Below are 24,442 nucleotides of genomic sequence, written 5' to 3'. Positions count from 1 at the left end.
GGAGAGTGCTCGATGAGCGCGGACGGGAAGGCGAAGAGCCTGGACACGGACGTGCGCTCGGTGGATTCCGCGCGAATCCTATCGCTCAACGGGGAAATCGACATGGCGTCCGCGCCGCAGTTCCAGGCCGCGGTGGACGACGCGCTACGGGACCAGCCGAGCACGCTGGTCATCGACCTGTCCCGGGTGGAATTCTTCGGCTCCGCCGGACTGAGTGTCCTGCTGGTGGCCGCGGAGACGCTGCCAGCGGGCCAGGTGCGCGTGGTGGCCTCGCCGCCGGTGCGCCGCCCGATCGAGGTGACCGGGTTGGACAAGCTGCTCAGCGTGCACAACACGGTGGACGAAGCGCTCGCCGTCGAGGAACCGCGCCGCCCGGCCTGAGGCCGGGGCAGCGCGCACCCGTGGTCAGCGCTGCCGGGGAAGCCGGACGACCTGGACGAAGAAATCGTCGATGTGCTTGATAGCCGAGACGAATTGGTCCAGGTCGACCGGCTTCGTCACGTAGGCGTTCGCGTGCAGCTTGTAGCTGCGCAGGATGTCTTCCTCCGCCGCCGAGGTGGTGAGCACCACCACCGGGATGTGCGCCAGCTCCGGATCGGCCTTGATCCGCTCCAGCACCTGACGGCCGTCGTATCTGGGCAGATTGAGATCGAGCAGGATCAGATCCGGCCGCGGGGCGCCCGCGTGCTCGCCTTGCTTGTACAGGAAATCCAGGGCCTCCTGGCCGTCGTGCGCGACGTGCAGGGTGTTGCCGATCTTGTTGTCTTCGAACGCCTCCCGAGTCATCAACTCGTCGCCGGGGTCGTCCTCCACCAGGAGGATATCGATGGGCTGGCCGGGAATGCTCAAGAGGAATCTCCTGTATTTATCGGGGCAAGGTTATTGCGGGACAGCGTTATCGGGGATCAGCCGGGCAGGCTGGGTTCGGCCTGCGCACCGGTTTCTTCGAGTGCGCTTGCTTTTTCGGCCGGTACCGGGGAGTTCAGGGTGAACCAGAACCGGGTGCCGCCGGTGTATTCGGGGTCGAGCCAGATCTTCCCGCCGTGGTGCTCGACGATCTTCTTGCACAGCGCGAGCCCGATACCGGTGCCGGTGTATTCCTCGCGGTTGTGCAGCCGCTGGAAGATCACGAATACCTTCTCCCCGAATTCAGGCGGGATGCCGATACCGTTGTCGGTCACCGACAACAACCAGCCGCCGGTGTCGCCATCTGCGACGCAGGCGAGCTCGACCACCGGCGTCCGATCGGGCGCACGGAATTTGATCGCGTTGCCGATCAGGTTCTGCCACAGCATGGTCAGCAGCGTCGGGTCGCCGTTGATCTCGGGCAACTCCTCGGGGCGTTCCAGGCGCAGCTCGGCGTCCTCGGCGGCGACCGAGAGATTGGTCATCGCCTTGTCCAGGGTCTGGTCCAGGCTGATCGGCACGTTGCCGTCGATGACCCGGCCGACCCGGGAGAAGGTGAGCAGATCGTTGATCAGCACCTGCATCCGCTTGGCGCCGTCCACCGCGTAGTCGATGTATTGGATCGCGCGCTCGTCGAGCTGGTCGGCGTAGCGCTTCTCCAGCAGCTGGCAGAACGCGGCGACCTTGCGCAGCGGTTCCTGGAGATCGTGCGAGGCCACATAGGCGAACTGCTCGAGCTCGGCGTTGGAGCGGCGTAGCTCCGCGGTCTGCGCGTCCAGTTCGGCCGTCTGCGCGGCCAGCACCGCCTCCTGCACGCGAGAGGACTCCAGCTCGGCGACGACCTGGCGGCGCATGTCCTCCACCGCCTCCGCGACGGTCGCCAGGTCGGCGGGGCCGTGCGCGGTGATGTGGTGTTCGTAGTCGCCGTCGGCCACGCGCCGGGAAGCGGTCTCCAGATAGTTCAGCGGGCGCGCGACCAGCCTCCGCACCAGCGCGGTCAGCGCGAACGCGGCGATCAGGAACGCGGCGACCATCGCGCCGAGCACGGTATCCCGGACGGTGCGCCTGCTTTTCAGCTCGGCTCGATCGCGGTCGACCTCGGTGGCGAGATCGGCGTTCTGCGTGGTGAACAGGGCACGGAGCTGGTCGAAGGCGGCCTTGCCGCGGGCCGCGTCCGCCTCGCCGATGGCCCGGGGGCCGCGCGCGGCCACCGAGGTGACCAGCGGTTCGGCATAGCCGCTGCGCCAGTCGGCGGCCGCCCGCTCCACCGCGTCGAGGTCGGCCAGCAGCTGCGGACGGCCGGCCAGCAGCTGACGGATCTTGGCCGCGGACTGTGCTTCGTCCTGGACGCCTTCGGCATACGGTGCGAGGAACTGGGCGTCGGCGCCGATGGCGTAGCCGCGGATGCCCGTCTCCTGGTTGATCAGCGCGCCCTGCAGCCGGTAGGTCTCGGCGGTCGCGGGCTGCAGCTCTTCGACCATCCGATCGGCGACCCGGTTGGTTTTGGTGAGTTGATGCGCGCCGATCACCGTGCCGATGATCACCAAGATCACCATCAGGGCCAGCACGAGCATGAACCAGCCCTGGACGGTCAGCCGACCGGCCATCGACCGGTTGCCGGGGGGAGTCGTCATCGATTGTCCTGCTTCAGGTCTCGGTGATTCCACTGCAAGTACATGACCGCCACGTCGTCTTCGAGTCCGCCGTGCGACTCGGCCAGCGCCTCGGCGCGCCGGACCAGTTCGTCGACGAATTCCACCGGCTCCGCCGCGCTGATCGTGCGGGCCAGCGCGAGCAGGCCTTCCTCGCCGAGGCGGTCCTGGCCCGCGTCGGTGTGGCCCTCGAACAGCCCGTCGGTGAACAGCATCAGGCCACTGCCGAGCGGCAGCGCGATCTCGTAGGCAGCCCACTCGGCGCGGCCGGGCAGGAAGCCGAGCGCGGGACCGCCGGGCACCTCGACCCAATCCACCTGCGTGCCGGTGCGCATCAGCATGCCGGGATGCCCCGCCCTGGTGACGATCACCCGGTGATCCTGGGGACGCAGGATCAGGCTGGTCAGGGTGGCGAAGGTCTGCTTGCCGGTGCGTTCGGCGAGCAGGACCTCCTCCAGCAGCTGCAACTGACGCAGGCCGGAGATCTCGCTGAGCACCAGGGTGCGCCAGGCCAGGCGCAGCGCGACACCGGTCGCGGCCTCGTCCGGGCCGTGGCCGGCGACATCGCCGATCAGCGCGTGCACGGTGCCGTCGGCCTGCTGCACCACGTCGTAGAAGTCGCCGCCGAGCAGCGCGTTGGCCCGGCCAGGACGGTAGCGCGCGACGATGTCGACCGAGCGTTCGCCGCGCAGCAGCGGTGTCGGCAGCAGGCCGCGTTCGAGGCGGGCGTTCTCCTGCGCGCGCATCTGACTGGTCCGCAGGGCCGCGGCGGCCCGTTCGGCCTGTTTACGCTGAATGGCGTAACGCAGTGCGCGCCCGAACAATTCGGGCTCGATCCGGCCCTTGACCAGGTAGTCCTGGGCGCCTGCGGCAACCGCAGCCAGCCCGGTCTGCTCCTGGTCGAGTCCGGTGAGCACGATCACCGCGACCCGGTCGGTGTACTCACGCACCACGCCCAAGGTCTCCAGACCGTGCGCGTCGGGAAGGTGCAGGTCGAGCAGCACACAATCGGGTATCTGTTCAGCGAGTAGCGCCCGCGCCTCGGCCGCGGATCGCACCCAGCGCACCGGCAGGCCCGGCGCGCCATCGGCGATCAGCTCCTCGACCAGCAACGCGTCGGCTTGATCGTCCTCGACCAGCAGCACCGACAGATCCGGCCAACTCCACACGGTGGCGCGGTCTGGTCGGCGCTCGGGAATCGGTGCTTCTGCGCGGGCCTTGCCGTCACCGTCGCCGAGGAGGCCTACCTGCCTACTCTGCCCGGAAAGCATCGACTCCGGTCTCCTTCCATCCGCGTTGACCTATTCGGTGGTCGCCGAATACAACTAACGCGGAGTACCCACATTCGCGCAGCGCACCCTCCGGGTCTTGTACCACGCGACGTGCCACATTACCGTCCCCGTCGGATCGAACGAGACTTACTGGGTGCAGTGGGTGTCGCGGATGTCTACGGGTACGCTCCCGGGCTCACGCGGCGACGGGTTTACCGAGGACGCCAGGTGGTGAAGTCGAATTCGAGGTATTGCTCCGCGGCCGAAGGAATGTGGGTGAGCGTGAGTTCGGCGAGATTGCCCTGATCGGTTTGCACGCACAGGCGGCCGCCGGTGGGCAGGTGGTAGACGTTGTCCAGGGTCTGGCTCCAGGCGCCCGGCACGATCGCGGTGCAGCGGTCCAGGCCGGAGCCGGCGTCGGTGCGCGGGATGGCGAAGCGGGCGTGGCCGTTGGTCATGGCGTTGAGGGAGTCGGCGTTCTTGGACGGGCTCATGTCCACACCGGGTTGGTTCTGGTCGCGGACCTGTCCGGTGTCCAGGTCGATGCCCTCCACGTTGGCGATCTTCCGGTGGCCGTGGGTGAGGGACGGTGGTTCGGGGGTGGTCGGTCGCGGGGACAGGCCGGGGACAGCGGAGTCGGTCGGGGCGGCCGAGGGTGCGTCGGAGCCGCGGTCGTGGGCGACGGTGTAGACGAACGCGACCACGGTCGCGACACTGCCCACCGCCGTCCAGAGGAGAGTCGACCGCCACAGGGATGCCGGCCGCCAGAATGAGGTGGAGCCCGCCGGCCTGGTGTCGTTCGGTGCGGGTGGCGGATCGGTGGGTGGGCTCGGCGCCGGTGGCGCCGCGTCGGGTGCCGGGTCGTTGTCGGACATCTGTTGTTTCCCCCTGTCGCCGGATGCTGGTCGGATCCTGCGACAAAGGCGAACCGCAGCCCGCGCCGCAGAAGCATGTCCCGCGCGCGGCGAGACACGAAAGACCTTACATAGCAGGCGGCTATCCGGGCGCGGGTTTCTCCGGAACCCACCACCCGCGGTGATAATGGATTGACGGGCTTATGTATTGTTCGCGACAGCAACTAGTTGCGCGGTTTTGGTAGGTCTGCTGGTGAAAATGGGGAGGGGCCACGCCCGTTGGCGGCCCGCAGCACACCGGTAAGCTCGCCGAACTGCCGCACCGCTGAGAGTTCTACCAGCAGTAGTTAGTGCAGATCGCTTGTGTCACAAGGCTTGGTGAGTGCCGAGCCGATCCGATCGATGGCCGCGCAGCGCATTCGAGGCGGCCGACGAGCGGAAGCGCGTGTTCGAGAAAGACCGCTGACAACGCAGCCGACCAGAATTAGGGCGCACATGACGAATTCCACCACCCAGGCAATGTCGCCGGGCCTGGAAGCGGACGCGGGTCCCGCACTGTCACACCGGCAGATCCTGACCATCCTGTCCGGCCTGCTGCTCGGCATGTTCCTGGCCGCGCTCGACCAGAACATCGTCAGCGTGGCGATCGTGAAGATCTCCAACAGCCTGCACGGCTTCGACGAACAGGCGTGGGCGACAACGGCTTACCTGATCACCGCGACGATCACCACGCCGCTCTACGGCAAGCTGGCCGATATCTACGGGCGTAAGCCGTTCTACCTCACGGCAATCGGACTGTTCATCGTCGGCTCGGTGGCCTGTACCTTCGCCACCTCGATGTATGAGCTCGCCGGGTTCCGCGCGTTCCAGGGGCTCGGCGCGGGCGGCCTGATGTCGTTGGCGTTCACCATCGTCGGCGATATCGTGCCCGCCCGCGAACGGGTGCGCTACCAGGGCTATTTCATGATGGTCTTCGGCTTCGCCACGGTGCTCGGCCCGGTGCTCGGCGGGTTCTTCTCCGATCTGGACACGCTCGGCGGCATCGCCGGCTGGCGCTGGGTGTTCCTGGTGAACGTGCCGGTGGGCGTGCTCGCCTGGCTGGTGGTCGCCAGGGTGCTGAATGTGCCGCACCAGCGGCAGAATCACCGCATCGACTGGTTCGGCGCGGTGACGCTGACGATCTGCACCGTGCCGCTGCTGGTGGTCGCCGAGCAGGGGCGGAACTGGGGCTGGCAATCGGATCGGGCGTTGCTCTGCTACGGGGTCGGCGGGGTCGGGCTGCTGCTGTTCCTGCTCGTCGAGTTCCTGATGAAGGACGCGGCGCTGATTCCGTTGCGGCTGTTCAAGAGTTCGACGTTCAGCGTCACCATCGCCGGCGGCTTCATCGTCGGCATCGCCATGTTCGGCGCGATCACCATGGTGCCGCAGTATTTCCAGGTGGTGCGCGGCTTCACCCCGACCAATGCCGGGCTGCTGATGCTGCCGCTGGTCATGGGTATCACGGTCGGCTCGCAGCTCGGCGGGCGGATCACCAAGAAGACCGGGCGCTACAAGATCCTGCCCGTGGCGGGCACTTTCATCACCGCGGTCGGCTCGGCGCTGTACGCGCAGGTGCACTACGACAGCGTGCTGTGGCAGCCGCTGGCCTACTGCGCGGTGATCGGGCTCGGACTCGGCTTCTGCATGCAGACGTTGGTGATCGCGGCGCAGAACGCGGGCCGGCGTTCCGATATGGGCGTGTCCACCGCGGCGGCGACCTTCTTCCGGCAGATGGGCGGCACCCTCGGCGTCGCGGTGTTCCTGACCATCCTGTTCAACCTGTTGCCGCACAAGATCATCGACGCGTTCGGTGGAACATTGCCGCCCGGGTTCGATGCCGAGCAGCTCAGCACCATGCAGAGCAACACCAGCGGCATCGAGGCGCTGCCCGAAGAGCTGAAGGTGCCGATCCTGATCGGCTTCACCAACTCCATGCACTGGGTGTTCTACGTCGCCGCGGCGGTGGCGTTGCTGGCCTGCCTGGTGTTGATGTTCATGAAAGAGATCCCGTTGCAGGATAGTCCGGTGCCTGCCGCCGCGCGTAAGGCGGCGCCGGTCGCGGAGTCGAGCTGGGACGAGGACGAGATCTGGGCGGGCGCCGCGCAGGCGCTCGCGGAGCCGGAGCCGGTGCTCGCCGGGGCCGGCGGCAGGCAGGTGGTCGCCGAATCCCGGGGCCACGGCTCGCACGAGTTCGCCATGGCGGCAACCGGTTCCACGGTGACCGTGCTCGACTCGGTGGAGGGATTCGAAGGATACGGCGATGGGGCGATCGGCGGCCGGATCCGGCGGGAGAACGGGCATCCGGTGCCCGACGCGGCGCTGACCCTGATCGATCAACGCGGGCATCAGGTTTCGCGGGCGACCGGCGACGCGGACGGCGGTTACGTCATCGGCGTGCCCGAGAGCGGTAGCTATGTGCTGATCATCTCCGCCACCGGCCATCAGCCTGCGGCGGTGACGGTTTCGGTGGGCCAGCGGGCCCAGCACCTCGACCTCACCCTGCTCGGCTCCGGTGAGTTGTCCGGCATCGTCCGGTCCGCCGCCAGCGGCACCCCGCTCTACGGCGCCACCATCACCCTGACCGACCTGCGCGGTGAGGTGGTCGGCGCGGCAATGACCACCGCCGACGGACGCTACGTGTGTCACGGGATCGTCTCCGGCACATACACCTTGGTGGCGGTGGCCGAACACATGCGCCCGAGCGCGACCACCCTCACCGTTCCCGACGCCGGACTCCTTCGACACGACATCGACATGTCGCCCATGGCGGTACTCGTCGGGTCCGCGCTGGCCGAAGATGGTCGCCCGGTCCCGGACGCACAGATCAGCGTCCTCGACACCACCGGCGATCTCACCGCCACCGCCCGCACCGACGACAACGGCCGCTACCTCGTCACCGACCTACCGCAGGGCCAATACACCGTCGTAGCTCGCGGTTACCCACCGGCGACCAGCCAAATAACCGTGTCCGGCGGCGAGGTCAACCACGACGTGAAACTCGGCTATCAGCTGGAGGATTCGCAGTAGGTCAGCGAATATAGGTGACGTCCGCTTCGTCCCCCGCGTGCTGCATGTCCCACAGCAGTTCGGCGAGGTGGGCGGGGGAGACGGCCGGCACGTCCCAGAACGGTTCGCCGGCCGCCTTGGCGCGTTCGAGTTCGGTGTGCCAGGCGCTGTTCTCGATCGCCGCGCCGATATAGAGCCCGCCGACGTAGACGCCGTTCGCGGCCACCTCGGCATGCAACGCCTGGAGATAGTTGCGCTGGGCCGCGAGAACCAGCCCGCCCGCGACGCGTGGATTCCCGTGCACGGCGCTTGCGCCCTGCGCGCTCAGGATCGCGCCGTCGCCGCGAGACATCATCGCGGGCAGGAACTCTCGCACCAGCTCGAGCAGGGTGTAGACGCCGAGCCGCAGGAGGTCTTGCACGCGCTGCGGGGTCAGGTCGAGCACCGGGACGAATCCGTCGGCCGCCGCGCCGTAGTAGCACACGTCGAGATCGCCGACGGTGGACCGAATCTGCTCGGCCAGCCCGGGGATCGCGCCGGTGTCGGCCAGGTCCGCGGTGATGACATGCGTTGTCCCGGGCAGCTTCTCGGCGATCGACTCGAGCGATTCGCGACGCCTGGCAACCAGCACCACGTCATACCCCGCGCCCGCGTAACGCTGTGCGACGGCCTGGCCGAGGCCCGGACCGGCGCCGAGTACTGCGATCGACTTCGTCATGAATACCCCTCGAGAGCAACGAGATTCGGAAAGATCGCACAGGCGACCCTGGACCCATATTAATCATGCTTGCTGATCGTCAGCAATACTGACGATCAGATGAGTATATGGTTTCCACGTGCCGATTCCTGCCCACCCGCCGCGACCATCCGACGAAGCCGCGCACCCTCGGCTCGGATACCTGCTCAAACACGCAGCCCTGCAATACGCGGAGCTGACCTCGACCGAACTCGCCCCGCTGGGCATCACCCCCCAAGAGTGGGCAGCCCTGAACTGCCTCGACGATCAGCCCGAACGCTCGCAGAAAGAAGTCGCAGACCTACTCGGCATCGATCGCACAACCATGGTCGCCCTAATCGACCGCCTGCAAACCCAGACCTGGGTCGAACGTCATCCCCACCCGACCGACCGCCGAAAGAACGCGGTCACCCTCACCCCGCCCGGCCGTGCCGTCCTGCAATCCGGCGCGACCATCATCGATGCCTGTGAGCGCCAATTCCTGGCCGCCCTGAGCGGCTCAGGTGCCGACCAGTTCAAACTTGCTTTGCAAAGGGTGATCCTGGCCAGCCGGTCACGCTGAACCGGATTTCTCCGCGAGCCGCGCCGAGATGACTTCCTCCAGCTCACCCATTGTCCTGGTGAACACGCTGTCAAGGTCCACCTCGTAGTGCTGCGCCAAGATCAGCACCGACCAAAGGCAGTCGGCCAGTTCATGTTCCAACGCTTCTTTCCCGCCGGGCATCGCCCGAGTCCCCTCGGCGCCCATGACCAACTTCGCGAGATCTCCCACGTCCCCGACGAACCCGAGCATGAAGTCCGCCCGGGTCCAAGTCCGTCCTCGCTCAGCGAGATTCAGCGCGTCATAGAGATCATGAATCGTCATCGCTCGGGCCTGAAGCTCTCGAATATCCACTCCCCGTGTCTACCTTGCGCAACTTCAGCCAGTGGGTGCCGGGCTTCGACTCAACTCCCGGCTCCCGTGCGTTCCTGGACGCGCTGGTGATCAGCGGGAACCGGCGTCCGCGGGCTCGGCTCTCGGTCAGTGGCCGGTCCCGCTGGGCTCCCAGGGGGTGGTGGAATAGGCGGCCAGTACCAGGGCGCAGGCGGGAGTGCCCTCGGAGCGGACTTCGCTGGTGCAGAGCTGGACGGGGCCGAATGTTTCCGGTCGGTCTCGCACCATGTCGGCCAGGCTGGACCGGATCAGCTGCTCGACCTCCTTGGCGGTCTCGGCCACATGTTCCACGAAAAGTCCTGCGCCGGAACCATCGTCGCGCAGGATCCACCCCAATCCCGCGGCTGCTCGCTTGCCCGCGTCGGATGCGTAGTGAACGGCGTAGACGCAGTAGAGCCGATCACCCCAGGGAATCTGTTTACGGACGCGTTCGACGCGTTGCACGGTGGCGCGCGGCGGGATCACCGACGACAGGTGGATCAAGTTGGCGTCATTTACTCCCAGCGCAGTCAGTGCCGCGTTGAAGGCGGCTTTGGCGGTCGAACCCGTCCCGCTCGCCGGCCCGAGTTCGATAGTCAGCGCTGCCTCCTGGACTTGCTCATCCGCGCGTCCGTAAGGCGCGCTCGACCACAAAACTCCGGACGCCAGTGCAGCGCCGAGTCCGCCGGCGACGATGAATGATCTGCGATTGATCCCAGCTGTGCCGGGAGTGTATTCGATGTTCACCGGAAGATGATGGCAAAACAGTCGCGTCGAGACGTCGCCGACACGCGCTTCGGGCGTCGATTCAAGGCATGGAGTCCGAATTATCACGATATCTGTCGGGATTCGTATTCGGAAGCGTGGGTGTTTCTGGGGTGGAACTGATTTCGGCCGGCGAGCGACGGCGTGCGAAACGGCGCCAGGCGGCTTCGGCGTGGAAATTATTTGCGCGACACCGATCCGGACCTCCTGCGGCTTCGAATATGTCGTGCAATGGAATTACTCACTCGACCGTCGAAAGAGGTTGTATAGATGTTTCACAAAAGCCCCGTCGCTGCGGTATTGGGCCTGTTCGCCGTCGCCGCAACGCTCACTATGACGACGGGCGTGGCCGCAGCGTCTCCGGGGGAGGTTCGAGGTAGCGCGGTAACGGGATATGCCTCTGCTGAGCAACAGCCTACGTTCGTAGCCTTCCGGGCCGGCGACGAACGGCGAGAGGGGCGTAACGAGGAGGGTCGTGGCGGGCGTAACGAGGAGCGTCGAGGGGGGCGTAACGAAGAACGCCGTGGCGGGCGTAATGAAGAACGCCGAGGGGGGCGTAATGAAGAACGCCGAGGGGGGCGTAATGAAGAACGCCGTGGCGGGCGTAACGAAGAACGCCGTGGCGGGCGTAACGAAGAGAGCCGTGGCGGGCGTAATGAAGAGCGTCGAGGGGGGCGTAACGAGGAGGGTCGTGGCGGGCGCAACGAGGAGCGCCAGGATCCCCCGAATATGCAGTAACGAGTAGGCCCTGGAGGGCCTCGGGCTGTCCCCTCCTGTTGACCGGCACCGCCAATGTTGCCGCCGCCTAGTCGGGCGGCAACATTGGCGGGATGTTATCTCATGTCCCCCGGAATGGACTTCCGCATTTCAGCCGTGCAACGCTCCCGGGTAAAGATACTCGTCCGCAGGCGGGGCCGTAGTGTTGAGCCAGGCGTGGAAGAATCCGTCGAGATCGGCACGTGACTTTGCCTGAATAAACGAACGGAAGTCGCCCATCGAGGTGGCGCTGTGCGGGTACGAGGTGGCGAACTCGCGAACGGCGGCGAAGAAGACATCGTCGCCGATCTGTTTGCGCAGTGCGTGCACGAAAAGAGGGCCACGATCGTAGACGGAATCGAAGATGTTCGCTGCGCCTGGATCTTCCAGTGGAATGCGCCAGTATGCCGGGTCGTCGTGGTGCGCTCGAATCGTCTCGCGATACTTCTGGTCGACGTCCACGCCATCTTTGCGTTCGGGCCACAGGTAGGCGGCAGTGTATTCCGCGAAACATTCATTGAGGCAGATGTCCGACCAGTGACGTATCGTAATCGAATCGCCCCACCACTGATGTGAAATTTCGTGGACGATGGTGCTCAGCTTCGCCCAGCTCGCGTAGACGGGCCTGGTTTGCGTCTCCAATGAGGCATCGATATCGACGTCCAGAAATACGCCTCCCGCAGTTTCGAAAGGATACGGCCCGTAAAGCTTCTCCTCGAAATCGAGTACTTCGGGCAGCCGCTGCTCGAAGTCCCGTTTGTCCAGCGCGCCGGGGGCGAAGGCGCTCAACAGCGGGGTTCCGTCGGCTCGGCGTTGCTCGAGGTACTGGAAGTGATCGATCGCGACCATGGTGAGGTAGCCCAGCACCGGATGCCGTGCCTCCCACCGGACGGTGCGCTTGTTATCGCTGACCGCTTCGTGGATTCGGGTGCCGATGGAGACTGCCTCCCAGTCGGCGGGCACGGTGACCTGCAGAGTGAAGGTGGCTTTGTCGAGCAGGGTGTCGTTGAGCGGATACCACGCCCTGGCCGAGTGTGGTTGTCCGGCAACCACCGCCGCACCGCTGGGCAGGATCGTCCAGCCCTTGTCGGACTCGCTCTGCGAGATCTGGCCCGCGTACTCCACGGCGACGGTGAACGGCACGCCGGGCAGCAGCGCCTGAGCCGGCGTGATGGTCAGTTCATGCGCTCCGTTACGGTCGAATCCGGCACCGGTGCCGTTGACCGCCACCTTTGCTATCTGTGGGCCCGCGAAGTCCAGGTTGAAGGATTTCAAGGCCTGGGTGGCGGTCGCATCGATGACAGCTTTGCCGATGAGATCGCGAGTGGGCGGGTCGTAGTCGATGCTCACTTCGTAATGACTCACGTCGTATCCGCCGTTGCCATCCATCGGGAAGTACGGATCCCCCAAGCCTGGTGCGCCGGAGAGCGGATCGATGGGCGGTTCGGCTACCGCGATCGCCGATGATGTCAGCACTAAACACACTGTGGCACAGCAGAATCCGAACAGCTTCATGAACAACTACTCCACTTCCGCGCGGTCGCACCGATACGCTTGATCAGCCGCGTCCGCACCGGACACGTCCTGTAGTCTTCGTCGCCGCCGTGACTGTGGATGGCTCCGATACGGCGAAACATCGCGCAGCCATTGCCGGTCGGCGACTGATCGGGGTCATGGCCCATCCGCGGGTCAGGCTGCACCGAATCATCTCTGTTCGAACAACTGGAGGCATCGGGTCGCCGGCCGGGCGCGATCTCCACGCGTCACTGGAATAACAGCCAACAAGGAGGACAACTCATGCCCGCTGTGTCGATAGGTGCTCCGCCTTCGCACGTGTCGATGGTCGGTGAGCGGCACCCCGTGACACAGAGGCAGACAGCGTGATCGCACCGGGAGATCGGCCGGAGGGGGCGGCTCGTACCGGATCCGGATTCTCGCGTCGCACACTGATCCGCGGGGCGAGCGCGGTCGTGGCGGTGGCGGCTGTGGGAACGTCGTCCGCGCGGGCCGGAGCGACCGTAAATCCCACCGAATGGACCAGACTGCGAAGTCAATTGCGGGGTGCGCTGGTGCTGCCGCAGGACCGCGAGTATCGAACGACGAAGGCGCTTGTCGACCCCCGGTTCGACGACAACGCACCCCTCGGCGTGGTCGAGGTGGCGGAACCGCAGGACGTACAGGTGGCCGTGGCCTTCGCCCGCGATCACGGCCTGCCCATCGCCGCCAGGGCCGGTGGTCACTCCTTCGTCGGCGCGTCCGCGGCCACCGATGCACTGGTCATCGACGTGCGCGGGCTCGACCACATCTCCGTCGAAGCCGACCAGGTCACCGCCGGCGCGGGGGTGAACAGTCTCGCGGCCTTGACCGAACTGGACAAGTCAGGCTTGGCGTTGCCGGTGGGCGTCTGCTCTGGCGTCGGTTTGGCCGGTCTCACCCTCGGCGGCGGTCTCGGGTTCGATGGGCGTCGTTACGGGATGACCTGTGATCGGCTGGTTGCGGCCGAGCTGGTGTTGCCGAACGGCGACACCAAGAAAGTCGACGCAGCCAGCGCGCCGGACCTGTTCTGGGCGTTGCGCGGTGCGGGCGGGGCCACCGGCATTGTCACCGCGCTGACCTATCGCCACATCCCAGCGGTCTCGAAAGACGTGGTGCGACTGTCCTTTCCGGGTGACCGGGCGGCCCAGGTCCTCACCGGTTGGGCGCAGTGGATGGCATCGGCCGATCGGGCGGTCTGGGCGCGGGTCAACGTCGAGGCGGCGGCGGACGGCCCACGCTGCGACGTCCTGATCGTTTGCCCGGCCGGTGCCGGGACCGGGGCCGCGGGCGACCTGATCGCCGCGGCCTCGACTCCACCCACCGCGACCGACCACCGCACGCTGGAGCACTTGGACGCGGTACATGACGTCAATTTCGACAAGCCGCGTCCGGGATCGACCCGGGTTGCCGGCTCCGATGTGCTCAGGCAGCTGTCTCCGGCCGCCGCCGACGCTATCGTCGAGGTCATCGCCGCCCGTTCGCGCAGCGGTGCACCGGGTCTGGTGATGGTCGAACCGATCGACGGGGCCATCAAAGACACCGCGCTCGACGCCTCAGCCTTCCCGTGGCGTGCGCACGCGGTGGCTGTGGAGTGGGCGGTCACGGCCCCCAGCACGGTCGATGAGGCTTACCGGTGGATCGCCGGTGCAAACCAGGCAGTGGCCACTGAGTCCGCAGGCGGCTATGTCAACCACGTGGAACCGACGGACACGGTGGAACGCTGCTTCGCGCACAACTTCCCCCGGTTGCAGGTCCTGCGTCAAGCCGTCGATCCGGACCGCCGGCTGCGGTGGGGGATCAACAGGTAATACGGTCTCGTCGCGTGGTGGGTCGATCGAGTGGGTGTTCAGTCTTCTACCGGCAGGTGGGGGGAGTGGTAGAGGAGGGCTTCGGCTACGTCCCAGGGGTCGGTGACGGTGGGTAGGTTGTCGAAATCCGTGGGGGCGATGTCGAGGGTGAAGCTGAATGTTCCTTGTCCGTCCAGGGTGACTCCGGCGTAGCATCGCCAGGCTTGGAGCCGGCCCGCGACGTTGTTTTTGGCGCAGATCGGGATCAGGACGACCGAGACTATCTCGGTCAGCGATGCTTTCGTCCACAGCGGTCTGCCGTAGGCGGAGAAACCGTGGGAGCGGGCTGCCGTGCCGAGTTCGAGCAGGCCGAGACCGTTCACGCGTTTCACGACCGAAGGTACCTCCTGCCCAAGCAGTCCCGGTCGCATGGACCGCGCCTTCCCGAATCGCATCGCGCACCTTCCGAACAGGCGGCCGGGGCGTGCCGCACCGGTGCCGCAACGGTCACCCGACCGATGATTCCGGCCGAGCCGCCCGCCCGCCACCCCTGGACCACACGGGCGGCGGTTGAGTTCGAAGACTCCTCGATCAGTCGAGTCCGGCAACCTGTTTCGCGGTCTGCTCCAGCTTGGACCGATACCCCTGCCACCAGTCCGAGTCGCCGGTGGGCAGGTTGTCGTTGTGCGGGAGCAGGCCGGCGGCGCCGTCGATGAGTTCGCGAATGATGTCGGCATGCCCGACATGCCGGTTGGTCTCGGTGGTGACGTGCACCAGGATCCGATGCAACGTGACGACGCGGTCCTTCGTCCACCATGGCACCGAGCCCTCGGTGGCCAGGTCGAGGCTGTCGATCGTGTCGTCGGCGTGGGCCCAGGCCCGCTGGTAGAACGCGATGATGTCCGCCCGCGACTCATCGGCGGTGGCCCACATGTCGGCCGTGGGATCGGCCTCGAAATCGAGCTTGGTGATGGGTTCGTCGACCGGCCTGCCGAACGTGTCGCCGAAATAGCCGAACTCGATCGCACCGAGGTGTTTCACGAGCCCCAGCAGATTGGTGCCGGTAGGCGTCATCGGCCGGCGAACGTCATACTCGGACAAACCATCGAGCTTCCACAACATCGCTTCGCGGGCATAGCGCAGATACCGGTGCAGATCCGTCTTGGGGTCGGAGGCAGTCATGTCGAGCACTCTGCCAGGAGATCCGCCCACTCCGCGCCTATTTTCCGTCCCTGCCAACAACATTCACCAGGCGGACGCCGGTCGGCTCGCAATGCGTAGAGAACCGGACTGCTCTCGCGGCCAACACCTGTCGAGCGCAGGTGCCTGCCGCGAGAACCATATCCGCGACGGCTCAGGCAGGAAGGGCGTCTCCGGGGAAGCCGTGGCACGGGTGGACCTCGCAGCGGATCATGTCGGCTTGCACGCAGGGGTCCGCGGCCATGATCTGTGCGGCCTCCTCGGCAGGCACGGTCATGATCGCGACGCCGGCCACGGTGTCGGAGGCAACCGGGCAGAGCACGGCGATCACTCCGTCGGCGCGCAGCGACACCATGCGGCGCTGGTGTTCGAGCTCGATGGCGTCGGCGCCGTCCCTGTTCCGTTCCGGACCCCACTGGAGGAGGGCCAGGCTGAAGGGTTTCGCGGTCGCGGCCAGGGCCTGGATCTGCTCGTCGGTGATTGTCGTGGTCATTCTGTTCCTTGCTTCTCGATCTGCTCGGCCAGCGAGACAATGATTCCTTCGGGTCCGCGGATGTAGGCCATCCGCCACACCCCTTCGTATTCGCCGATGCCGCCCACCAGGCCGTAGCCGTCGGCGGCGGCGTGCTCGACCGCGGCCTTCAGGTCGGTGACCACGAAGGCGACGTTGCGCAGGCCCAGTTCGTTGGCCGGGGCGGCGGGCGAGCCGGGGAGGTGATCGGGCCGGACGAAGCTCGACAGTTCCAGCGTCGTTCCGCCGCCGGGTAACCGCAGCATGACGATCTCGGTGGCCGCGCCGGTCATGCCGATCACGGTGTCCAGGAACTCGCCCTCGACGGTCATCTTCTGGTCTGCTTCCAGCCCGAGTCCGACGAAAAACGCTGTCGCGGTGTCGATGTCGGCAACCGTGAGGCCGATGTGGTCGAAGCGCTGCGCGAAGCCCATCCGATACCTTCCTACGTTTTCGGAGACGCTGAGGACCGTAGCACCTTGAAGTTCCTTAAGGGAACCCTATTGCCGAGATCGGTGGCTCAGCTCGGCAGGCCGGCCCGGATGCCGTCGAGGAGGAAGCCGAGGCCGATCTGGAAGGTCTGGTCGGCGTCCAGGTGTGCGGCATCGTGCACCACCGCGGACAACGCGGGGAACTGCCCGGTCGCGAAGGCGCGCATGAGGTATGGCCCGCGCGCGGCCTGCCAACCCCGCTCGTCCATGCCGGTGGCTCGCTCGGCCTGCCGCTCGGCGATCTCCCGGCGCACCGCGCCGATCACGTACGCGTTGACCGCGGCGACCACCGGCATGACCGCGTCCACGTCGAGGTCGCGCATGGCGGCCGCCACCGTCTCCCCGTTGGCCAGCGCGTGCGGTCCGAGTTGCGGTCGGCCGCCGAGTAATTCGGCGAGCCATTCGTGCCGGTGTGCGGCGTCGCGCGTGGCTTCGGCCAGCGATCGCAGCATCGGCCGCCACCCGTCGCCGGTCGGTTGGATCTCGGCTTGCACGGCATCGACCATCAAGTCCAGCAACTCCGCCTTGTCGGCGACGTAGCCGTACAGCCGCATCGGGCCGACGTTCAACACGGCGGCGATCTTGCGAAAGGACACCGCGTCCAGGCCGTCCGCGTCGGCCAGCTGGATCGCCGCGCGCACGATCTGTTTCCGGCTCAGCGGAGCCGGCGCGGGTCGATTCGGTGGCTCCGGCCTTTCCCATACCAGCATGACCTGACAATACATCGCATCTGTCGATACAGTGTATCGAGCCATGCGGTGTATCGAAGGAGCGTAATCATGACCATCGCCATTGTCGGAGCCGGCCTCGGCGGCCTGGCGTTCGCGCGGGTACTGCACGTCAACGGGATCGACTCGGTTGTCTACGAACGCGAACCGGCACGCGACGCGCGCGGGCAGGGCGGCATGCTCGACATCCACTCCGGTCAGCGGGCGCTGCGCGCGGCCGGTCTGATCGACGAGTTCCACGCGATCGCCCGCAGGGAAGGCCAGGACATGCGTCTGCTCGAGCCGGACGGCACCCTGCTGCTGCAAGAGGACACACCCGACGACGCCCCGCTCGATCGACCCGAGGTCGATCGGCGCGATCTGCGCAACCTGCTGCTGGATTCCCTGCCGGAGAAGGCGGTCCGCTGGGGACACGCGTGTACCTCCGCCGGGGCCGGCCTGCTGCGCTTCGCCGACGGCAGCAGCGCGACCTGTGACCTGCTGGTCGGCGCGGACGGCGCGCAGTCCCGGGTCCGCCCGCTGCTCACCGACGCCCGGCCCGCGCATATCGGCCAGAACGTCGTCGAGCTCGGCATCCCCGACATCGACCGCACGCATCCCGACCTCGCGGCGATGGTCGGGCGCGGCAACTACTGGGTCATCGGCAACGGAATATCCCTGGGGGCGCAGCGAAATGGCGACGGCCGCGTGCGCATCGGCCTCAGCTTCTATAACACCGCCGAGGACTGGTTCGCCGCCGCCGGGATCCCGTTCGACGATCCGGCCGCCGCTCGCGCGCGGCTGATCGACCTGCTCCCCGGCTGGCACCCCCGGATCACCGCGCTGATCGCGGCCTGCGACGACGCGATCGTGCCGCGCTCGCTCACCACCCTCCCGGTCGGCCTGACCTGGCCGTCGACGCCCGGCGTCACGCTGCTCGGCGACGCCGCGCACCTGATGCCGCCGGTGGGGGAGGGCGCCAACATGGCACTGCTCGACGGTGCGGTCCTCGGACTCGCGCTGGCCGCATATCCGCACGACTTCCCCACCGCGGTAAAGGAATACGAGCGCGAGATGTTCGAACGCACCAGCGCGGCCGCCCGGATGTCCGCCGACATGCAGGAATTGCTGATGTCGCCGAACGCCGCCCAGCGACTGCTCGCCTTCTTCCAACCTGGTTGATCACGCGTCGAACCCGGGGTGTGCGCAGCGGGTTTCGCTGACGGTCGCCTGTGACTCGGACCATGTCGCGGCAGGTGAGTTCGGTCGTGGCGATGTCGTCGAAGGTGACGGCGCGGGCGCAGCGAACCTGAGGGGCGGTTCGGTGCGGATGCGTCGCGTTGCGGCTGATCATCACTGAAGTGGTTCTGGGACCGGCGGCCGCCACCCAGTTCGGCATGGTGCTCGAGGTGCTCGAGTCCGCCGGATTCCGGGATGACCGGCTGGAAGCGTCGGCGATCGCGTTCTACTACTACGTGCTCGGCGCGGCGCTCGCCGAATCCGCCTGGGACCGAGGCGCTTCGACCACGAGTTCGCTCACCGCCGAGCGACCGAACCGGCGATCCCCGGCCACCGCCCACGCCCGCCGCGCCGCCGCCTTCCTGTCCCGCCACGCGGATACCGATGCGCGCGAACGCTTTCGACGCGGCCTGACCGCAGTGCTCGACGGCCTGCAACCGAGGTGACGCTGCGCTGTCTTGCGCTCCGTGGTCGGCGAGAGTACGCCGTCCTCCCGATGAATCAGCCGACTCCGCAGCTGAACGGCACCGGCGTCTAGCAACGAACCGCAGTCGTCAGCGTCATGAGCGACGGACTCCAACCCACCTCGTTGAAGCGCACCTCCATCGTCCGGCCCAACGATTCGAGGTAGTCCGGAAAGGCGAAGCCCGTGGCGTTCCAACCCCGCGTGCCGAACCATTCCACTGCATCGCTGCGCTGCTCGTTGTACAGCAGACTCGCCCAATCGGGTCGGCTGCTCATGGGGTTCGGACGATCCGCCGGTGCGGTAGTGGGCAGGTCGGGCAGCGTAGCCGGCTCCTCGATGGCGACTCGGCTCCCGGCGGCGCTGTTCAGCGCTATCGCGTCGAACAGCTGGTCCACCGCGGCGGCCGATAAGTAGAACAGCAGTCCCTCGGCCAGCCATGCGGTCGGTTCATGCGGATCGAAACCCTGTGCGCGCAAGACTTCCGGCCAATCCTCGCGCAGGTCGACCGGGACCTCGCGCCGGTCGGCGCGCGCCGCGCCACCGTGTTCGGACAGGACCCGCCGCTTGAATTCCAGGACCGGGGCGCGATCGACTTCATAGATGGTCGTCGCATCGGGCCAGGCCAAGCGATACGCGCGCGCGTCCAGACCGGCACCCAGAATGACGACCTGGCGTACCCCGGCACCCATGGCCGCGTCGAAGTAGTCGTCGAAGAATTTGGTTCGCGCCGCCTGATAGATCTGGGATGACACACCGAGCGCGGGGTCGAGCAGTGGATGCTCGGTTATCTTGCCGTCGAGCAAATCCGACCATTCCGGTCCTGCTGCGCGGACGAAGAACTCCGCATACGGGTCGAGAGCAAGTGGATCTGGTCCGCGGCCGGCGAGGGCGCGGGCAGCGGCGACGAACAATGCCGTGGATCCGACGCCGCTGGCTATGTCCCAGGTATCGCCCTCTGTTCGCATGAGTGGGCACTGTACTGGTCGGCTCGTCGCAGGTGCGCCAACCGGAACGGCATGTTGCTGTCTCCGTGCCCGGTCCCGTGCGATCGCAGCGCAACTGGTCGGTTACCTTTCCCGCGCGCTGATCCGGAAATCGATACGCGCCGAGCCTCGGGAGGGCCGGTACGCCTGCGTCGGCATCGACCCCTTAGGGTGTGCTTCCGGTCCCGGATTGCCGGCGGTCGTGCCGATCGGAGCGCTGCAGCGCCATTGGTTCGTAGCCGCTGCCACCGGCATCGAACACCGCGTTGATAGGCGAATTCGCTTGCCCGCCTTGGAATTTATCTACCTGGATTCACTGAACCCCGATCTGCCCGGACACATCTACGGACAATAGGAGAAAACCAGGATGCCATCAGCGCGGCTGACGACGGCGGTGACGATCATGGTGGCCGGACTCCTTGGTGTGACTCCCGCCGCGGGAGTTCCACCCGTTCCGCACTCCGCTGTTTCGTGCCGGGAGCTCACTTTCCCCGTCGCGCTGGGGCCTGCCGGGCCGCTCTATCCGATGAGCGGGCGATTGTGTATTCCGGCGGGCGCCAATGTTTTACAGGTTCTGGTTCCGGGTTTTACCTATAGCGGCGACTATTGGGATTTTCCCTACGAGCCGGATCGGCACAGCTATGTCCGAGCGGCAAACGCGGCGGGCTTCGCGACGCTGAGCGTCGACCGTCCGGGCGCCGGCCGGTCTCCCGCGCCGCCGTCTCAGCTGCCACCCGCGACAGCGCTCACGGTGGACAGTGAAGCCGACGCTCTCCATCAGGTGCTGACGGCGCTGCCGGCGGTAGCGGGCGGTCAGGGGTTCGCGCGAACTGTGTTGGTGGGGCATAGTTTAGGCGCCACCGTGTCGGCGATTGTGGCGGCCAGGTTCCCCGGTGACGCGGATGGGGTCATACTCACCGGTGAACTGCACGGGATCGCTCCGGCAGATGCCGATGGCCTCGACCATCCGGCGGCCGAGGAGTCGAAGTTTGCCGGTTACCCCGACGGTTATGTGACCACCAGAAAGGGCGTACGGGGGCCGCTGTTCTACGACACCGACCACGCCGACCCGCAGGTTGTCGCCGAGGATGAGCGGCGCAAGAGCGCCGGGACGCCGAGTGAGCTGGCCACCGACAACCAAGCTCTCGGTTCGGCAGCGGTATCCGGACGCATCCAGGTGCCGATCCTGCTCGTGGTCGGTCAGAACGACAAGTTCTATTGTGCTCGGCCTCAGTTGTGCGCGGACGACGATGCGGTGCTGACCCACGAACGTGAGTATTACACCGCCGCAACGGAACTGGCCGCCTTAGTCCTGCCCGGTGCCGGTCACTCCATCAATTTGCACCGCAATGCGCACGAATGGTTCGACGCCGCTACGCAGTGGACGGCCGAGCATGTCGTCGAGCGCTGACAGCGGCAGTCGTTCGGCCGGATCAGCGTGGTAGAAATCGCGAATGGCATTGCTGGAGTGGCCGATCCGTCGATCCGTCGATCTATCGGCTTCGGGTCGGTGGGTGTCGCATTGCCGCCAACGTTGCGGCGATGTAGTGGTCCCCGACCCGTAAGTGAGGTGCGTACCGGGCGGCCAGCCGATGGCGCATCAGTCGCAGTTCGCCGACCGCGTTGCGCGAGGTATCGCCCGTCTGGGCAATTGATCGACGTAGGTCAACCATGCTGTAGGCCAAGGTGATATGACGTTCGGCGTCGACCAGGTCGGCTTCCAGGAAGTCATTGTAGGCGTTGGCCAACTCGGCGGAATGGGTGGCAAGCTCGGGGTAAGGCTGGGGAAGCGCCGCGAGTAGGGCGTTCACCGCCTTCCGATAGACCCGGTAGGAATGCTGCATCCGTCCGCTGAGTGGTGCGGCCTGCGCGGGAGGGAGCATGGCAGGCCGAACGGCCTGCTGGTAGTAGTCGACCGGCATCGCGGCGGCATGGGCCATTGCCGCGGGGAGCCCTCGCACCAGCACTGCTGCTGACCGAAGCCGATGCGCCGCATAGGATTTGGTACCACGGTCGAGGTTGCGGGCTGCGTCCTGCACCGCGGTGGCCGCGCATCGAGTGAGTTGCGCATGGATCTGATGACCGATTATCCACCGGGTGCTCCAGATGGCCTCTGCCGACGTATCGTCAGCCGGGGCCCGTGCCGGTGGGTTCGCGGCACTGTGGTGCATCGATGTGGGGGCCGCCGCCAGATCGCTGCCGGAGATTCCCGTCAGATCGGACAGCGCCTGTCCCATGGCGGCAGTCTCCGACACCAGATCGGCACCGGCCATCGGTGCGACGGCAAGATCGGCTAGCCCAGCCGGGGCGAAGGCCAGTGCCGCGTGCAGCGCCGCCTGGTGCGGCGACAGGTCGGTTTCCCGGATTCGGAAGAAATGCTCACTCGCCGACCGGACCGGCAGGTCCTCTCCGCGAACGGGAGCTTCACGCTCCAACAGGGCCACTCCGAAGGCGGTCAGCAACTTCTCGGCCCGGCGCAAACTCGCCTCTCGCACCGAGGGGGTGTCGTGCGCCGTGATCTTGCCCAGCGCTGATACCGCCTGTATAGCGAGGATCTTCGAACTCGACGTGAGAACCGGGGGCGAGGTGAACTCGCCCGCATGGAGAACTGTCACGGTAGGTGGAGATGTCGACCCTGCCCAAACAGGTGCCATCGGAAAACTTTAGCACTCGAGATAGCTATGGAGATGCTGATTGGCTCTACGGCCGCACGCGCCGCGACAATAGTCGGGATTCACCTGGCGAATGATGTAATCCCGAGACGGGCACCGGGTTTCGGCCCGGTGACCGCCCGTTTGCCCGGTCGGCCTGGCGTGCCCCGCCAGCCGACCGGGCCGACCTCAGACCGGCAACGGGTCCTGCCCGAGGTACTGGTGGCCGTTGGCCGCGGACTCCCGCACGGCGGCGAATCCATGGGCGAGCATGGCCGCCTCGTAGGCGGCGATCGCGCCGTCGGCGATCGCGTTGCGCGGCCCTGCGCGCAACGCCGCCGCGAGCGCGGCGCCGTCCCGTAAGGCGGCGTTCGCCCCCGCTCCGGCCGCCGGGCTCATGGCGTGGACCGCGTCGCCGAGCAGCGTCACCCGGCTCGAAGCCCACGGCGCGAACGGCACGCTCGTCCGGATCACCAGCGGGAAAACGGTTTCCAACGCCCAGTTCGACACCATCGCCCGGACCCGCGGGTGCCACCCGTCCACCTGCTGCAGCGCGAGCTCCCGCAACTGCTCGCCGGAGAGCTCGGCCACTTCCTCGTCGGTCAGGCCGATCGACTCCCGGCGCAAGCCGACCAAGCAGGTCATGAACGGTTCCGGATGCGCCACCGGCGCCACACCGACCATCGTGTGACCGGGGCCGAGGATCATGCTGAACACCGCGTGCATCTCGTCGTCGAACAGGGGCCGGGTCCGCCCGTCCAGCGGGATCTTGCCGTACAGCTGGCGCAACCCGGTGTCCTCGATCCGCGCGTGCGGCAGGTACTGGCGCCGGACCGGCGAGTTGACCCCGTCCGCGCCGACGAGCACGCCGCCCCGCGCGGTCGTGCCGTCGGCGAAGTACGCCGTGACCCCGCCGGCGTCGGTCGCGTAGTGGGTGAGCCGTTTTCCGAAGCGGACGCCGTCGAGCCCGCCGAGCAGGATGCGCCGCAACGTCATCCGATTGACGTTCACTCCCGGCTCCGGGAACTCCGTCACCGATTGCAACGCGAGCTGATCGTCATAGCGTGGCACGGTCGGCCGCGGCCGCAACGACGTCGCCTCGAACCGCGCGTACAGCTCGTCCGGCAGCACCTCCCGCAACGCACGGATGCCCAGCACATCGATGTGCAGCCGATACCCCTGGAGTCGCGACTCCGGCGAATCATCGCGTTCGTAGACGGCGCAGGGGATTCCGGCGCGCGTCAGCCCCTGGGCGAGGCACAGTCCGCCGATCCCCGCCCCGATGACGAGAACCCGGTCTTCCGACCTAACTTGTTTTGACACAGCGCAGCCCCTTCACAGAAGTACCGATTCGAAAGGGACGCACAGGTTCTCGCGCCGCCGACGACGGCCACGAGATGTGGGGGCGAATCTTCCGGACTAACCCGTACCGGAATAAGTCTTCGCGCGTCCTAGTCCTTGAGATTACCGGATCCGATCACCTTCTCGCCAGGCCGCGTGAATCAGCGCGAGCCCGGCGCCTCGCCGAATGTTCCTGCGGCACAGATGCATCCGTTCGCGCCCCGGGCGCGCGCCGCAGCGGCGGACGAGGGCATCACACCCAAATGGTCGACAGACGGACAGTTACGGCGGCCGTGAGAAGGAGGACGATATTGAGGGCGATCTTGCGGTCCCCACCGGTCAGATGGACCGGGATCGCACCGACTTGCAGCAGGACGAACCCGACGGCCGCGGCGACGGCCAGTCCAGGGGTCAGACCGGTCAGGGGTGGCAGGATCAACCCGAGCGCGCCGAGTAGCTCGAGCGCCCCGACGGCCCGGATCACCGAGAGCGGAACGCGGTCCACCCAGGCCATCATGGGCCGGAGTCGATCCGGGCTTCGGGTGATCTTCAGCCCGCCTGCGTACAGGTAGAAGAGGGCGAGCGGGCCGGCGACGATCCAGAATGCGACGTTCACGATTCCATCCAGGGCG

General features: G+C 66.8%; 25 protein-coding genes. 8 read left to right on the top strand and 17 right to left on the bottom strand.

Annotated elements, in window-relative coordinates; all coding sequences use genetic code 11:
- The first annotated feature begins 12 nt into the window (after positions 1-12).
- Positions 13-381: an STAS domain-containing protein gene (locus ACFQ9K_RS11275; RefSeq protein ID WP_378724331.1), complete on the top strand. Its 369-nt coding sequence runs from the start codon at positions 13-15 to the stop codon at positions 379-381.
- A 24-nt stretch (positions 382-405) separates the two neighbouring features.
- Here ACFQ9K_RS11275 and ACFQ9K_RS11270 read toward each other — a convergent pair whose 3' ends face one another.
- The 4 genes from ACFQ9K_RS11270 to ACFQ9K_RS11255 form a co-directional block, all read right to left on the bottom strand.
- Positions 406-849, bottom strand: a complete 444-nt coding sequence (locus ACFQ9K_RS11270; RefSeq protein WP_150408255.1) for a response regulator — start codon at positions 847-849, stop codon at positions 406-408.
- Positions 850-905: 56 nt separating this feature from the next.
- Entirely contained in the window at positions 906-2,540 is a 1,635-nt protein-coding gene (locus ACFQ9K_RS11265; protein WP_378724333.1) for an ATP-binding protein, read from the bottom strand.
- A complete protein-coding gene (locus ACFQ9K_RS11260; protein ID WP_378724335.1) occupies positions 2,537-3,829 on the bottom strand; it encodes a PP2C family protein-serine/threonine phosphatase in 1,293 nt (430 codons plus the stop codon). The genes ACFQ9K_RS11265 and ACFQ9K_RS11260 overlap by 4 nt, the downstream gene beginning before the upstream one ends.
- A 212-nt stretch (positions 3,830-4,041) precedes the next feature.
- Complete coding sequence (locus ACFQ9K_RS11255) at positions 4,042-4,704, bottom strand: hypothetical protein (RefSeq protein ID WP_378724337.1); 663 nt, start codon at positions 4,702-4,704, stop codon at positions 4,042-4,044.
- Positions 4,705-5,178: 474 nt separating this feature from the next.
- Here ACFQ9K_RS11255 and ACFQ9K_RS11250 point away from each other — a divergent pair, with 474 nt between their 5' ends.
- Positions 5,179-7,749 carry an MFS transporter gene (locus ACFQ9K_RS11250; protein WP_378724339.1) on the top strand — a complete coding sequence of 857 codons (2,571 nt, stop codon included), beginning with the start codon at positions 5,179-5,181 and terminating at the stop codon, positions 7,747-7,749.
- Between the two features lies 1 nt (position 7,750).
- On the opposite strand, the gene ACFQ9K_RS11245 is transcribed toward ACFQ9K_RS11250, so the two are convergent.
- On the bottom strand, positions 7,751-8,446 hold the full coding sequence (locus ACFQ9K_RS11245) for an SDR family NAD(P)-dependent oxidoreductase (protein WP_378724341.1): 696 nt from the start codon (positions 8,444-8,446) through the stop codon (positions 7,751-7,753).
- Between the two features lie 118 nt (positions 8,447-8,564).
- On the opposite strand from ACFQ9K_RS11245, the gene ACFQ9K_RS11240 reads away from it, so the two are divergent.
- Entirely contained in the window at positions 8,565-9,026 is a 462-nt protein-coding gene (locus ACFQ9K_RS11240; RefSeq protein ID WP_378724343.1) for a MarR family winged helix-turn-helix transcriptional regulator, read from the top strand.
- Here the strand turns inward: ACFQ9K_RS11240 and ACFQ9K_RS11235 are convergent.
- On the bottom strand, positions 9,018-9,359 hold the full coding sequence (locus tag ACFQ9K_RS11235) for a MazG nucleotide pyrophosphohydrolase domain-containing protein (RefSeq protein WP_378724345.1): 342 nt from the start codon (positions 9,357-9,359) through the stop codon (positions 9,018-9,020). The genes ACFQ9K_RS11240 and ACFQ9K_RS11235 overlap by 9 nt on opposite strands.
- Before the next feature lie 126 nt (positions 9,360-9,485).
- Positions 9,486-10,124, bottom strand: coding sequence for a pyruvoyl-dependent arginine decarboxylase (locus tag ACFQ9K_RS11230; RefSeq protein WP_378724347.1), 639 nt, complete (start codon positions 10,122-10,124; stop codon positions 9,486-9,488).
- 493 nt (positions 10,125-10,617) lie between these two features.
- Between ACFQ9K_RS11230 and ACFQ9K_RS11225 the strand changes: the two genes are divergently transcribed.
- Positions 10,618-10,887: a hypothetical protein gene (locus ACFQ9K_RS11225; RefSeq protein ID WP_378724350.1), complete on the top strand. Its 270-nt coding sequence runs from the start codon at positions 10,618-10,620 to the stop codon at positions 10,885-10,887.
- Between the two features lie 122 nt (positions 10,888-11,009).
- Here the strand turns inward: ACFQ9K_RS11225 and ACFQ9K_RS11220 are convergent, their stop codons facing one another.
- Positions 11,010-12,413, bottom strand: coding sequence for a M1 family metallopeptidase (locus ACFQ9K_RS11220; RefSeq protein WP_378725409.1), 1,404 nt, complete (start codon positions 12,411-12,413; stop codon positions 11,010-11,012).
- 554 nt (positions 12,414-12,967) lie between these two features.
- Here ACFQ9K_RS11220 and ACFQ9K_RS11215 point away from each other — a divergent pair.
- A complete protein-coding gene (locus tag ACFQ9K_RS11215; RefSeq protein ID WP_378725411.1) occupies positions 12,968-14,242 on the top strand; it encodes an FAD-binding oxidoreductase in 1,275 nt (424 codons plus the stop codon).
- Positions 14,243-14,280: 38 nt separating this feature from the next.
- On the opposite strand, the gene ACFQ9K_RS11210 is transcribed toward ACFQ9K_RS11215, so the two are convergent.
- From ACFQ9K_RS11210 to ACFQ9K_RS11190, 5 genes are all read right to left on the bottom strand, one after another.
- Positions 14,281-14,613 carry a hypothetical protein gene (locus tag ACFQ9K_RS11210; protein ID WP_378725413.1) on the bottom strand — a complete coding sequence of 111 codons (333 nt, stop codon included), beginning with the start codon at positions 14,611-14,613 and terminating at the stop codon, positions 14,281-14,283.
- Between the two features lie 199 nt (positions 14,614-14,812).
- Positions 14,813-15,403, bottom strand: coding sequence for a DinB family protein (locus ACFQ9K_RS11205; protein ID WP_378725415.1), 591 nt, complete (start codon positions 15,401-15,403; stop codon positions 14,813-14,815).
- Between the two features lie 172 nt (positions 15,404-15,575).
- Positions 15,576-15,914, bottom strand: coding sequence for a hypothetical protein (locus ACFQ9K_RS11200; protein WP_378725417.1), 339 nt, complete (start codon positions 15,912-15,914; stop codon positions 15,576-15,578).
- Positions 15,911-16,366, bottom strand: a complete 456-nt coding sequence (locus ACFQ9K_RS11195; protein WP_378725419.1) for a VOC family protein — start codon at positions 16,364-16,366, stop codon at positions 15,911-15,913. The genes ACFQ9K_RS11200 and ACFQ9K_RS11195 overlap by 4 nt, the downstream gene beginning before the upstream one ends.
- Before the next feature lie 86 nt (positions 16,367-16,452).
- Positions 16,453-17,133, bottom strand: a complete 681-nt coding sequence (locus ACFQ9K_RS11190) for a TetR/AcrR family transcriptional regulator (RefSeq protein WP_378725421.1) — start codon at positions 17,131-17,133, stop codon at positions 16,453-16,455.
- Between the two features lie 69 nt (positions 17,134-17,202).
- On the opposite strand from ACFQ9K_RS11190, the gene ACFQ9K_RS11185 reads away from it, so the two are divergent.
- Together ACFQ9K_RS11185 and ACFQ9K_RS11180 are read left to right on the top strand one after the other, a co-directional pair.
- The gene (locus ACFQ9K_RS11185; RefSeq protein ID WP_378725423.1) at positions 17,203-18,312 is read left to right on the top strand and encodes an FAD-dependent oxidoreductase; all 1,110 of its coding nucleotides are present in this window, start codon (positions 17,203-17,205) and stop codon (positions 18,310-18,312) included.
- 158 nt (positions 18,313-18,470) lie between these two features.
- Entirely contained in the window at positions 18,471-18,815 is a 345-nt protein-coding gene (locus ACFQ9K_RS11180; protein ID WP_378725425.1) for a TetR/AcrR family transcriptional regulator C-terminal domain-containing protein, read from the top strand.
- Positions 18,816-18,903: 88 nt separating this feature from the next.
- On the opposite strand, the gene ACFQ9K_RS11175 is transcribed toward ACFQ9K_RS11180, so the two are convergent.
- Positions 18,904-19,800: an SAM-dependent methyltransferase gene (locus ACFQ9K_RS11175; RefSeq protein WP_378725427.1), complete on the bottom strand. Its 897-nt coding sequence runs from the start codon at positions 19,798-19,800 to the stop codon at positions 18,904-18,906.
- 385 nt (positions 19,801-20,185) lie between these two features.
- On the opposite strand from ACFQ9K_RS11175, the gene ACFQ9K_RS11170 reads away from it, so the two are divergent.
- The gene (locus tag ACFQ9K_RS11170; RefSeq protein ID WP_378725429.1) at positions 20,186-21,229 is read left to right on the top strand and encodes an alpha/beta hydrolase; all 1,044 of its coding nucleotides are present in this window, start codon (positions 20,186-20,188) and stop codon (positions 21,227-21,229) included.
- A gap of 82 nt (positions 21,230-21,311) precedes the next feature.
- On the opposite strand, the gene ACFQ9K_RS11165 is transcribed toward ACFQ9K_RS11170, so the two are convergent.
- The 3 genes from ACFQ9K_RS11165 to ACFQ9K_RS11155 form a co-directional block, all read right to left on the bottom strand.
- Positions 21,312-22,433: a hypothetical protein gene (locus tag ACFQ9K_RS11165; protein WP_378725430.1), complete on the bottom strand. Its 1,122-nt coding sequence runs from the start codon at positions 22,431-22,433 to the stop codon at positions 21,312-21,314.
- A gap of 225 nt (positions 22,434-22,658) precedes the next feature.
- Positions 22,659-23,792, bottom strand: coding sequence for an FAD-dependent oxidoreductase (locus ACFQ9K_RS11160; protein ID WP_378983112.1), 1,134 nt, complete (start codon positions 23,790-23,792; stop codon positions 22,659-22,661).
- A gap of 271 nt (positions 23,793-24,063) precedes the next feature.
- Positions 24,064-24,426: a DoxX family protein gene (locus ACFQ9K_RS11155; protein ID WP_378726989.1), complete on the bottom strand. Its 363-nt coding sequence runs from the start codon at positions 24,424-24,426 to the stop codon at positions 24,064-24,066.
- Between the last annotated feature and the right edge of the window lie 16 nt (positions 24,427-24,442).

This window comes from Nocardia sp. NPDC056564 (genome assembly GCF_042793755.1).
GTDB lineage: Bacteria > Actinomycetota > Actinomycetes > Mycobacteriales > Mycobacteriaceae > Nocardia.
The sequence above is the reverse complement of the archived record's forward strand: the minus strand, read 5'-3'. Positions and strand labels throughout refer to the sequence as shown.

What these genes read in the sequence shown, in the direction of transcription:
- ACFQ9K_RS11250 (WP_378724339.1), top strand. Translation starts at nt 5,179, where the DNA reads ATGACGAATTCCACCACCCAGGCAATGTCGCCGGGCCTGGAAGCGGAC.
- ACFQ9K_RS11205 (WP_378725415.1), bottom strand. Translation starts at nt 15,403, where the DNA reads ATGACTGCCTCCGACCCCAAGACGGATCTGCACCGGTATCTGCGCTAT.
- ACFQ9K_RS11185 (WP_378725423.1), top strand. Translation starts at nt 17,203, where the DNA reads ATGACCATCGCCATTGTCGGAGCCGGCCTCGGCGGCCTGGCGTTCGCG.
- ACFQ9K_RS11245 (WP_378724341.1), bottom strand. Translation starts at nt 8,446, where the DNA reads ATGACGAAGTCGATCGCAGTACTCGGCGCCGGTCCGGGCCTCGGCCAG.
- ACFQ9K_RS11175 (WP_378725427.1), bottom strand. Translation starts at nt 19,800, where the DNA reads ATGCGAACAGAGGGCGATACCTGGGACATAGCCAGCGGCGTCGGATCC.
- ACFQ9K_RS11260 (WP_378724335.1), bottom strand. Translation starts at nt 3,829, where the DNA reads ATGCTTTCCGGGCAGAGTAGGCAGGTAGGCCTCCTCGGCGACGGTGAC.
- ACFQ9K_RS11275 (WP_378724331.1), top strand. Translation starts at nt 13, where the DNA reads ATGAGCGCGGACGGGAAGGCGAAGAGCCTGGACACGGACGTGCGCTCG.
- ACFQ9K_RS11220 (WP_378725409.1), bottom strand. Translation starts at nt 12,413, where the DNA reads ATGAAGCTGTTCGGATTCTGCTGTGCCACAGTGTGTTTAGTGCTGACA.
- ACFQ9K_RS11265 (WP_378724333.1), bottom strand. Translation starts at nt 2,540, where the DNA reads ATGACGACTCCCCCCGGCAACCGGTCGATGGCCGGTCGGCTGACCGTC.
- ACFQ9K_RS11170 (WP_378725429.1), top strand. Translation starts at nt 20,186, where the DNA reads ATGCCATCAGCGCGGCTGACGACGGCGGTGACGATCATGGTGGCCGGA.
- ACFQ9K_RS11200 (WP_378725417.1), bottom strand. Translation starts at nt 15,914, where the DNA reads ATGACCACGACAATCACCGACGAGCAGATCCAGGCCCTGGCCGCGACC.
- ACFQ9K_RS11190 (WP_378725421.1), bottom strand. Translation starts at nt 17,133, where the DNA reads ATGCTGGTATGGGAAAGGCCGGAGCCACCGAATCGACCCGCGCCGGCT.
- ACFQ9K_RS11195 (WP_378725419.1), bottom strand. Translation starts at nt 16,366, where the DNA reads ATGGGCTTCGCGCAGCGCTTCGACCACATCGGCCTCACGGTTGCCGAC.
- ACFQ9K_RS11255 (WP_378724337.1), bottom strand. Translation starts at nt 4,704, where the DNA reads ATGTCCGACAACGACCCGGCACCCGACGCGGCGCCACCGGCGCCGAGC.